This window comes from uncultured Gimesia sp., from assembly GCF_937910335.1.
In the GTDB taxonomy this organism is placed as follows: domain Bacteria; phylum Planctomycetota; class Planctomycetia; order Planctomycetales; family Planctomycetaceae; genus Gimesia.
On the sequence record NZ_CALEMX010000426.1, the window covers coordinates 1 to 8,641 of the forward strand.

Annotated in this window: 9 protein-coding genes; 3 read left to right on the forward strand and 6 right to left on the reverse strand. The window is 45.8% G+C overall.

The genetic code is table 11. From position 1 onward, the window contains the following. A partial coding sequence (locus Q0668_RS16785) for a DUF4339 domain-containing protein (protein WP_298866700.1) occupies nt 1–433 on the reverse strand: 433 nt, incomplete at its 3' end. A 201-nt stretch (nt 434–634) separates the two neighbouring features. On the opposite strand from Q0668_RS16785, the gene Q0668_RS16790 reads away from it, so the two are divergent. From Q0668_RS16790 to Q0668_RS16800, 3 genes are read left to right on the forward strand one after another with little or no spacing between them, the layout of a single operon-like run. After that, nucleotides 635–1,438, forward strand: coding sequence for a creatininase family protein (locus Q0668_RS16790; RefSeq protein WP_298866702.1), 804 nt, complete (start codon nt 635–637; stop codon nt 1,436–1,438). Then, entirely contained in the window at nt 1,419–3,188 is a 1,770-nt protein-coding gene (locus tag Q0668_RS16795; RefSeq protein WP_298866704.1) for a CRTAC1 family protein, read from the forward strand. Before Q0668_RS16790 ends, Q0668_RS16795 begins: the two co-directional genes overlap by 20 nt. 2 nt (nt 3,189–3,190) lie before the next feature. After that, entirely contained in the window at nt 3,191–4,321 is a 1,131-nt protein-coding gene (locus Q0668_RS16800; RefSeq protein WP_298866706.1) for a tetratricopeptide repeat protein, read from the forward strand. A gap of 34 nt (nt 4,322–4,355) precedes the next feature. Here the strand turns inward: Q0668_RS16800 and Q0668_RS16805 are convergent, their stop codons facing one another. The 5 genes from Q0668_RS16805 to Q0668_RS16825 all read right to left on the reverse strand — a co-directional run bounded on the left by Q0668_RS16805 (nt 4,356) and on the right by Q0668_RS16825 (nt 8,174). Continuing rightward, nucleotides 4,356–4,739: an Hsp20/alpha crystallin family protein gene (locus tag Q0668_RS16805; RefSeq protein WP_298866708.1), complete on the reverse strand. Its 384-nt coding sequence runs from the start codon at nt 4,737–4,739 to the stop codon at nt 4,356–4,358. A 9-nt stretch (nt 4,740–4,748) separates the two neighbouring features. Beyond that, complete coding sequence (locus Q0668_RS16810) at nt 4,749–5,204, reverse strand: Hsp20/alpha crystallin family protein (protein WP_298866710.1); 456 nt, start codon at nt 5,202–5,204, stop codon at nt 4,749–4,751. A 269-nt stretch (nt 5,205–5,473) separates the two neighbouring features. After that, on the reverse strand, nt 5,474–5,707 hold the full coding sequence (locus Q0668_RS16815; protein ID WP_298866712.1) for a hypothetical protein: 234 nt from the start codon (nt 5,705–5,707) through the stop codon (nt 5,474–5,476). Further along, entirely contained in the window at nt 5,708–7,102 is a 1,395-nt protein-coding gene (locus Q0668_RS16820; protein WP_298866714.1) for an MFS transporter, read from the reverse strand. It lies immediately after the preceding gene. Nucleotides 7,103–7,172: 70 nt separating this feature from the next. Beyond that, a complete protein-coding gene (locus tag Q0668_RS16825; protein ID WP_298866716.1) occupies nt 7,173–8,174 on the reverse strand; it encodes a DUF1080 domain-containing protein in 1,002 nt (333 codons plus the stop codon). Nucleotides 8,175–8,641 lie beyond the last annotated feature (467 nt).

Consider the following 8,641-nt stretch of genomic DNA (forward strand, 5'->3'; position numbering starts at 1 on the left):
TGATTCGAGCCTGGATCGATTCCTGGCTCAACCCAAATGGGAAATATCGGTTCAAGTTGTTTTTCGAAGTCGAACGGCGGGCCGCATTTCGGGCCTGTTGTACGGCTGGCAAAAGCAATGCGATCAAAATGGGAATAATCAGCAAACCACCTCCCGCGAAAATCGCGAGTATGACAATGAGAGCCGTATTATTTTTTTTCGGTGCAGTCGTTTGGGACTGTGATTGAGTATTTGCTTCGAATTCGTCCCAGGCTTCGGAGTCTTTTGCGGGAATCAATCCGGGAATCTGGCCAGCCTGTTGAAACTGACCCTCCTCACCTTTGCGGACCTGGTCTGTGTTCTGGATTTTGCCTTGTGTAGCGAGTTCTTTTAAACGCTCGAGAGTCAAAGGACCCGCTGTTTGAGAGCCGCGTTTTACGTACCAGTTTGCCATTCTATAAACTCCTTCAGGGGAAAATGATTCTTAATATAAGGTTACACAGAGAAATATTTACAGTACAGAGAAACATAGGAGAAGAATGTATATAATTGAAATATCTGGTTCAGGTGGAATGAGGTACGAGTCCTGCCTTGTTAGAATGAAAGCAGTTTCCCTCTGAATTGTTTACGTCATGATAAATAAGGAGCAGTATGAGTGGCGTCTGAACCTGCGATGCGTCCCTGGATTTTATCCGAAATCAATTATGCTTATGTGAAAGAGAATCCCTATCAAGTGGCTGTTTTGCCAATGGGGGCGACCGAGCCGCATAATCTGCATCTTCCCTATGGAACAGATACTTTTGAGGCAGACGCGATTGGTTCGCGCGTCTGTGAAGCCGCTCATCAACGGGGGGCGAAAGTGGTGATGCTGCCTCCCATTCCCTACGGGACGGAAACCAATCAGTCTGCATTTCCACTGTCGATGAATGTGAATCCTTCTACGCTGGGGCAGATCATCGCCGACCTCGTGGATTCATTAGCCAATCATGGTGTTCACAAACTGTTGATTTTGAACAGTCATGGCGGTAATGATTTTAAACCGTTATTGCGCGAGTTGCATGGTTCGACGCCCGTTCAAATTTTCCTCGCGGACTGGTTCCGAGGGACATCGGCTGATGTGAAATCAGATATTTTCGAGAACCCGGATGATCATGCTGGCGAAATGGAAACCTCATTGGCGCTGGCTTATTTTCCACACCTTGTTTCACGCAATGCAGAAACCGGGGTCTTGAATGCCGATGCGGGAGAGACGAATGCGACGCGGTTTTCTGCTGTGAATCAAGGCTGGGTCAGCATTACACGTCCCTGGCATTTATTGACTACCAATTCGGGTTCGGGTAATCCGCATCAGGCAACCGCTGAAAAGGGGGAGAAGTTGATGCAGATTCTGGTGGAGCGGTTATCACAATTCCTGGTCGAACTCTCAGAGGCGAAATTGGATGAACCATTTCCATTCTAGCAGAGACTCAGCCTGTTTGTGGAAGAGACTTTCAGCCGTTGTGTATTGCTTCAGTTGTCTGACGTTGGTTCTAAGTGCTTCTTTCATTTCTGCTGAGGAAAAACAATCGGAGATCCTTTTTCAGGATATTGCAGTTGCCTCTCAGCTTAAGTTTCAGCATCAGTCTCCTTTGACTTTGAAGCGTCACTTGCATCTGATGATGGGTTCGGGAGTGGGCTGGATCGATTATGATAATGATGGTTTTCCCGATTTGTATTGTGGTCAGGGGGAAGCGTGGAACACCGCTCGCGAAAAGAATCGTGCTGGCGCTGAGTTGGATTTGTCTAACCGTTTGTGTCAAAACCGGAGTCACGGTCAATTTCAGGATGTGACCGCGCTCGCAGGATTGATCTCCGTAGGTTATTCCATGGGGATTGCTGTCGGAGATTATAATCATGATGGATTTGATGATCTGTATGTCAGTCAATTCGGCAGGAACCTATTCTATTGCAACAATGGTGATGGCACATTTTCGGAGATCACACAAACAGCGCACGTTGATGATCCCGGATATGGTGCGAGTTGCACCTGGGCGGACTTGAATGGCGATGGCCTGCTGGATCTGTATGTGGCGAATTATCTGAAGATTGACCGGCAACACTATCCAATCTGTAGTCGCAAATATGATGGGAAGCATGTGTATTTCATTTGTCACCCTCGATATGTGCCCGGACAATATGATGTGATTTATCAGAATCTGGGGAACGGTTCATTCCTGGATGTCTCAAAAAAATCGGGATTACACAGTGAACCTGCCAGGCAGGGGTTGGGTGTTTTTGCCACAGATTTCGATCAAGATGGAGACATTGATATTTATGTCGCCAACGATTCTGTTGCGAATCAGTTATGGATCAATAACGGTCGAGGTGTATTTACCGATCAGGCCCTCATCGCCGGCGTGGCCTTCAATCGTTCCGGAGACCGCGAAGCAGGCATGGGTATTGCCGGGGCAGATTATAATGGTGATGGCTTGCTGGATCTGTTTGTTACAAATTATTTTGGCGAAACGAATACTCTCTATCGTAATGAAGGTTCTCTCTTTTTTCTCGACGTCACAGATGAGACAGGGTTCGCAACAGCCAGTCGAGTGCGATTGGGTTTTGGGGCTTCATTTCTGGATTGTAATAATGATGGCTGGCAAGACCTGTTTGTGACGAATGGTCATGTCCATGATCGACTTGCTCAACTGGGAAAAAATGAGCCCTATGAACAGGAACCACAGTTGTTTCTGAATCATCGTGGAGTACGGTTTAACGATATTTCAGAAAACGCGGGGACGTTTTTTCAGGATAAGCAGGTGGGAAGAGGCTCTGCTGTCGCTGATTGGAATCGGGATGGATTGGCAGATCTGGCGGTGAGCCATTTGAATGGAAAACTGGTTCTTTTAGAAAATCGTTCTAAGACATCCCATCAAAGCCTGGCATTAAAGTTAATTGGATCGACTTCCAATCGAAGTGGCATTGGTGCGAAAATCGAAGTGACCACGGGGGCAAAAAAATTGACACGGTTTTGTAGGGGGAGCAGCGGATATTTGTCGGCAGACGATCGCTGGATTTTACTTGGTTTGGGAAATCATCGGGGGCTCATCTCCATCAAAGTAACCTGGCCTCAAGGGAAAACAGAAATCTGGTCTGGATTACGACCGGGAGACCGTTATACATTAATAGAAGGAACAAGTGCTTCTCAAGATCTGCCTCAAAAACAGAAATGATTATGAATACTTCACAAGAACCAGATCATCTGCCTCAACCATTTGCAAAAGATGAAAAAGGGCCTTTCTTTTCCGGCGGGTCGATTGTGGCGATCGTTGGCTTGGGTGCATTACTCGTTTTTTATTTCTTTGACCAAAATGATTCCCTTTCGTTGAAGCATGCAAAACCGATCAAACCGAACCAGACTTCGATACGGAATCAGGAGAAAGCCAGGCAGAAAGAGTTGATTGCCTATTTACAAGAACACCCAGACGATGAATTCGCGCATTTTCAATTAGGGCAACTGATTCAAAAACGAGCACCCTTTCAGGCATTGGAAAACTTCGCACATGTGACGCCCCGCCATCCTCGCTATTTTGAAGCCGTCAAAGCCATCGCAGATATCGCACGGGAGCAGGATCTCCCGGCACGTGCAAAACCAGCCTTGCTAACGCTGGTTCGCGAATATCCGGAGGAGAGCCGCTATTTTGAAGATTTGGCGCGACTTTTATTTCAAGCAGGGGATTATGACAGATCGCTCCATTATGCCAATCGCAGTATCGAGTTGGGGGCAAATCGGACTCAGAACTATTTGTTGGTTGCAGAGATTTTGCGATACGCGGGAAGGATAAATGAAATGGCTGCTCCTCTCAAGCAGGCGCTCTATTTAGACCCGGAATCGTATCAGGCCCATTTGAATCTGGCTTATGCAACACTTTACTCTGGTGATCTGAAAACGGCACGACGGGAATCCCTGTGGTGCCTTAAACAGCGGCCTGACTCGGTCATACCTCTGCGTTATCTGGCATCGATCAATAGAAATCGAGGGGAGGTTGATGAGGCACTTTCGAATCTGGATCAGGCATTGCTCATCGATCCTCAAGATTTTGATAGTTTGCTACTCAAAGCAGACTTACTCATATTTCAAAAGCAGGGTCAACAGGCATATGATTTATTGAAGCCGCTTTATTCAAATCGAGAAACGGATCGAAGGTATATTTCCGCATTGGCGCGGGCCGCTGGCTTAATGGGGAATCGTGAAGAAGCACTCCAATTACAGAAAAAAAATCAGCAATTGATCAAAGCAGACGATTTAAGGCCTACTTCCCTCCAAAGCGAAACAGTAGAAGACAATCACTCCCGAGAGCAGTGAGCATTCTCTGAATTGAAAACGATATTCAATTTGTTCAACCGGTATTCACTTGAATTCTGCGAGGTTCCGCTTTGGGAGCTTTGGGCAGGAAAATACGCAGCACGCCATTCGCTAACTTTGCTTCAATTCTACTATGTACAATTTCTCCGCTCAGGATGAAGGAACGCAGGAAATTGCCAACTTCATATTCTTTATGCAGTGAACGCGCACCTTCCGGGATTTGCGGTTCGACTTTTCCAAGTAATGTCAGCTTATTATCTTGAACCTGTAACTCAAGCGAACCGACTGAAACTCCGGGGAGATCAGCATACAGGACTAACCCTTCATCTGTCTCGTAGATGTCGATCGGCGGAGTGAAGACATATTGTTCGGGATGCACGATTTCATGCGGTTCCTCATTGTTATGTTCTCGATTCATCCTGTTATCCTATTCCCCGGAACTGACTGGAATTTGTCGGGGCTGTTCTTCTTCTAATTTGGGGAGATGTATTTTTAAGATGCCTTCGTTAAATTCTGCCGATAGATTACTTTCTGAGATTCGGTCGGGAATACTAATTGATCTCTGCCATTCCCCAAAGGTTCGTTCCTGTCGTCGAAAGCGTTCTTCAGAGATTTGACCATCATCAATCACAGGTGGGTTCCGGTGTCCTTTGAGAGTGAGTACACAATTGGCGATGGTCAATTCCAGGTCTTGAGCCTGCATTCCCGGGAGTTCAGCGGTAATGAGGTATTCATGATCCAGTTCAAAGATGTTGACCGCGGGGTACTGACGGGGCATACGGATCCCCTGGACAGAGAATTCGACGCCCTGAATCAAGCGGTCTACTTCACGTTCCAAATCCCTGAGTGGGTTCCAGGATTGCTCCCAGCGAAAAATCGGCATTTCCCCAAATCCTCAAATTGAAAGAACTAGTATCTTGAATCATAAATAGATTAGCAAAGGGCATACCATTGAGTATGAGTTAATTGAATTCAATAAGACGCGTTGTAAAACCAATTCACAAAGTGATTTATCACGATTTTTCTGTTTCCGTTTTGAGGAAATCTAATAAAGGAATTGTCAAACTGGCATGCTCATGAGGTCATGATTCGAGGTAGGCAGCGTGTCATTCTGGCAGGCTGATTGAGAAACACGGACGGCGATGACTCTTTTTATTCCCATTGGATTGGATGAATCATCCCCGCTGCAAGAAGTGCCCCAAAAATCAATCCCGTGATAAAAATGAGACGTAATACCCAGAGAGCACGCGATGGTCCAAACCATTTCGTTAATCGTTCTCCTTTTCTCGTATTTGCCAGAAACCATTGCTCTTTGATTAATCCAAATAGCGAGAAGATCAGAACGGCGCCACCGATGAGTTCATTTTCAGAGAGATGAAACGGCATTTAAGGAGCTTCTTCTGTGAGGTCCAGGCGATTGGATGATTCGGCATTGGGGAACAGTATCCAGAACAGGACCGTTGCAAACAGCGCAATCGCTGCACTGCACAACCAGATACCAGGCCAGTCTCGCAGCAGGTTGGCAGATTCTCCTGTTAGATTCTTTTGTGTGAATTCTATAATTCCGGTTTGTGATGAAATGCTCCACTGAGTGCGTAATAAAGTTTCTTTTCCGGATGAAGTAAAATAATCACCGATTGATCCACTGATAAATCCCCCCGCAAACATCCCCAGTCCGAAAACAAACGTTCCGAAAAATGTTTGCATACTTCCACGGACATCGAGAGGCGATACTTTATCGACATAGATATAAGCTGCTGCCAGAAAGCATCCAAAACAGAGTCCATGCATTGCCTGTCCGAAGCAGGTGAGAGTTAATGCCATCGGAAAAGTAGCACTCAGTGTAGAGGCATAGGCAAAAACCAAGCTCCGCACCATATAAGAGAGCAAGCCGACAAGCATCACTGTTTTGAATCCATATTTTTTAATACCGAATCCAAGAACTGCCATGATCAGAACTTCAAAAACCTGTCCTATCGAGCTGATACGTTGTTCCCAGGCCCCTGTCACATTTCCAAATTTGAGTATCGCACTGATGAAAGGACTGTTCCATTGAAAATAAAACTTATGAACAATGGAGATGATAAATGCGACTACAACAAGAATCAGAAAATGACGATATTTGAGCATCTTCAGTACTTTTCCTGGCGCCAGATCTTTTTTATCACTTTTGACAGGAGGAGTGTGGGGGAGAGTTAAACAGTAACCCGCCATAAGCAAGCCTGCGACACCCGCCATAGCGAGAACGATACCTCGTCCGGTATTCAATTCATCGCCTTTGAGATGTGCAAGAAACAGTCCTTCCGCTAACCACGCCGGGATCACAAAACCGATCGTGCCCCATAAGCGGATCAGTGGAAACTCCTTGTCACTGTCTTTTAAATGCTGAAACGTCAATGAGTTGGTTAGCATCATTGTGGGTACATAGAGCACAGAATAAAGTACGCCGAGAATCACTACAGGCCAGAAACTCTGTTGTACAAACAAAACCAGCATGATAATTCCGCCAGAGAGGTGACAGAATGCAAGCACACGCTCTGTTGCATAATGGCGATCGACAATCTGACCAAAAACAAAAGGCGCCAGTAATGGCCCGACTGCTAATGCCGCACCAAAAACTCCCACTTGCAAAGCTGAAAATCCCAGTGCATCGATCAGGTACAGTGTGATAATTGGTAAATAACAGCCCTGCACAAAGTACTGAAGAAACATCATCAGGTAGAGACGCAACTTAAGTGGTTTCGCTGTGCTTTCCTGTACCGGATTTTCTGTTCCTGTCATCAGGTTGTGGCCCTAAAGATAGTGAAGTGGGAGAACAGTATGAGATTCTTCTGTGTGTTCAATAAACGGGTTATTTTTCGACCACCCAGATATTTTGGAATCGAACCGGATTCGAGTGATTCTGCAAAAAAAGAGGCCCGGCAATCGCTTCGTCTTGATTGGTTCCCCCGGGTGTAGGTCCATCGATTTCCCGATTATCATGCACGGTCACGCCATTATGTTTGACGGTGATTCTGGCTTTAGCAGTCTTCTTTCCATTGGAATCATATTTTGCAGACTGGAAATCAATATCATACGTCTGCCATGACAGCGGGGGCAGACACATATTCACACGGGGGGCTCCAACCTTATAAATGCCACCACATTCATTGTCTTTCCCGTCCAGGCCGAACGAATCCAGAATCTGCACTTCATAGCGCCCCAAAACATAACAGCCACTGTTGCTTCTTCCCTGACCACGCGCTTGTGGCATGAAGGGGAGCTGGAACTCAAGATGCAGATGACCGTCTTTAAAGTTCTGTTTACTGGTCACTCCTTCTTTTAAGAGCTTGTCCTTGGTAAGAGAACCATTGATAAAATTCTGGACGGTTTTTTCAGCATCATTTGAGTCAAATAAAATGGTGGCGTTTTCGGGTGCTTTCTTACCAAGTGTTGGACTTTTACGCTGAACTTTTACGAGAACGCCAACTTGATTTCCTTCCGCATCGAAAATGGTGATCTTACCCTTTTCGAGATCGCCACGACCATCCTCGGACTTAAAGCTGATGACATTGTTGGTCTTGATGCCTTCAGCACTGACTTTCTTTTCCTGATTCCAACCATCACCGGGTAAACCTTCTGGATAACCAATCGCTCTAAAAGTGCCATCGCCTAAAGCGATTACCTGGACCCCGTACTTGAGGGTGTCACTTCCTTCCCCTAAAGTTCCGGAATATTCTCCTTGAATCTGGAAGTCAGGTCCTGCCTCCTCCACATTCGTGGCAGCCCATTTCGGTGATTTTGAGTCTGCGAAACTGAACTGTGAACCCACAAAAAGAGTAAGGCATAGGGCAAATAGCGGGAATTGCTTCATGGTATTTCTCCAGGGCATCTTTTGACTGGCAAGGTTGAAGACTGATTGGGTCTCGAAGTAGATATGAGATACTAATTTAGATTCATTGTGGGATTCAGTCATCTGAGATGCAAGCACAGTGACGAAGGTTTCTGAGGGTTACGGTGTGAATGTATATGAGGTTTGGTAAAACTTGTGATGGTAGGGTGTTAATAAATCGTATAAGATGTAAAGCTGGAAAATGTGTATGAAACTTTGTATGTATGATAGTGAAGGAATCGGGTGCAGACATATCAAATGAACCAGATAAGGTGTCAGCCCATTCATCTATTGTTTTTTCAGCATTGGTTAACAGCGGAAGAGCTTTATGACATCTGACAGAAACAAAAAAATAGCAGCAGATTGCTGGCGACGTGGAAATGAAGCGCTGGCGAAAGAGAATTGGGATTATTCCATCGAGATGTTTACCACGGCAGTCAAACTGGATC

Excerpts from the sequence above, each read along its gene's own strand:
- Q0668_RS16820 (WP_298866714.1), bottom strand. The coding sequence starts at position 7,102 with ATGACAGGAACAGAAAATCCGGTACAGGAAAGCACAGCGAAACCACTT.
- Q0668_RS16805 (WP_298866708.1), bottom strand. The coding sequence starts at position 4,739 with ATGAATCGAGAACATAACAATGAGGAACCGCATGAAATCGTGCATCCC.
- Q0668_RS16825 (WP_298866716.1), bottom strand. The coding sequence starts at position 8,174 with ATGAAGCAATTCCCGCTATTTGCCCTATGCCTTACTCTTTTTGTGGGT.
- Q0668_RS16795 (WP_298866704.1), top strand. The coding sequence starts at position 1,419 with ATGAACCATTTCCATTCTAGCAGAGACTCAGCCTGTTTGTGGAAGAGA.
- Q0668_RS16800 (WP_298866706.1), top strand. The coding sequence starts at position 3,191 with ATGAATACTTCACAAGAACCAGATCATCTGCCTCAACCATTTGCAAAA.
- Q0668_RS16810 (WP_298866710.1), bottom strand. The coding sequence starts at position 5,204 with ATGCCGATTTTTCGCTGGGAGCAATCCTGGAACCCACTCAGGGATTTG.
- Q0668_RS16815 (WP_298866712.1), bottom strand. The coding sequence starts at position 5,707 with ATGCCGTTTCATCTCTCTGAAAATGAACTCATCGGTGGCGCCGTTCTG.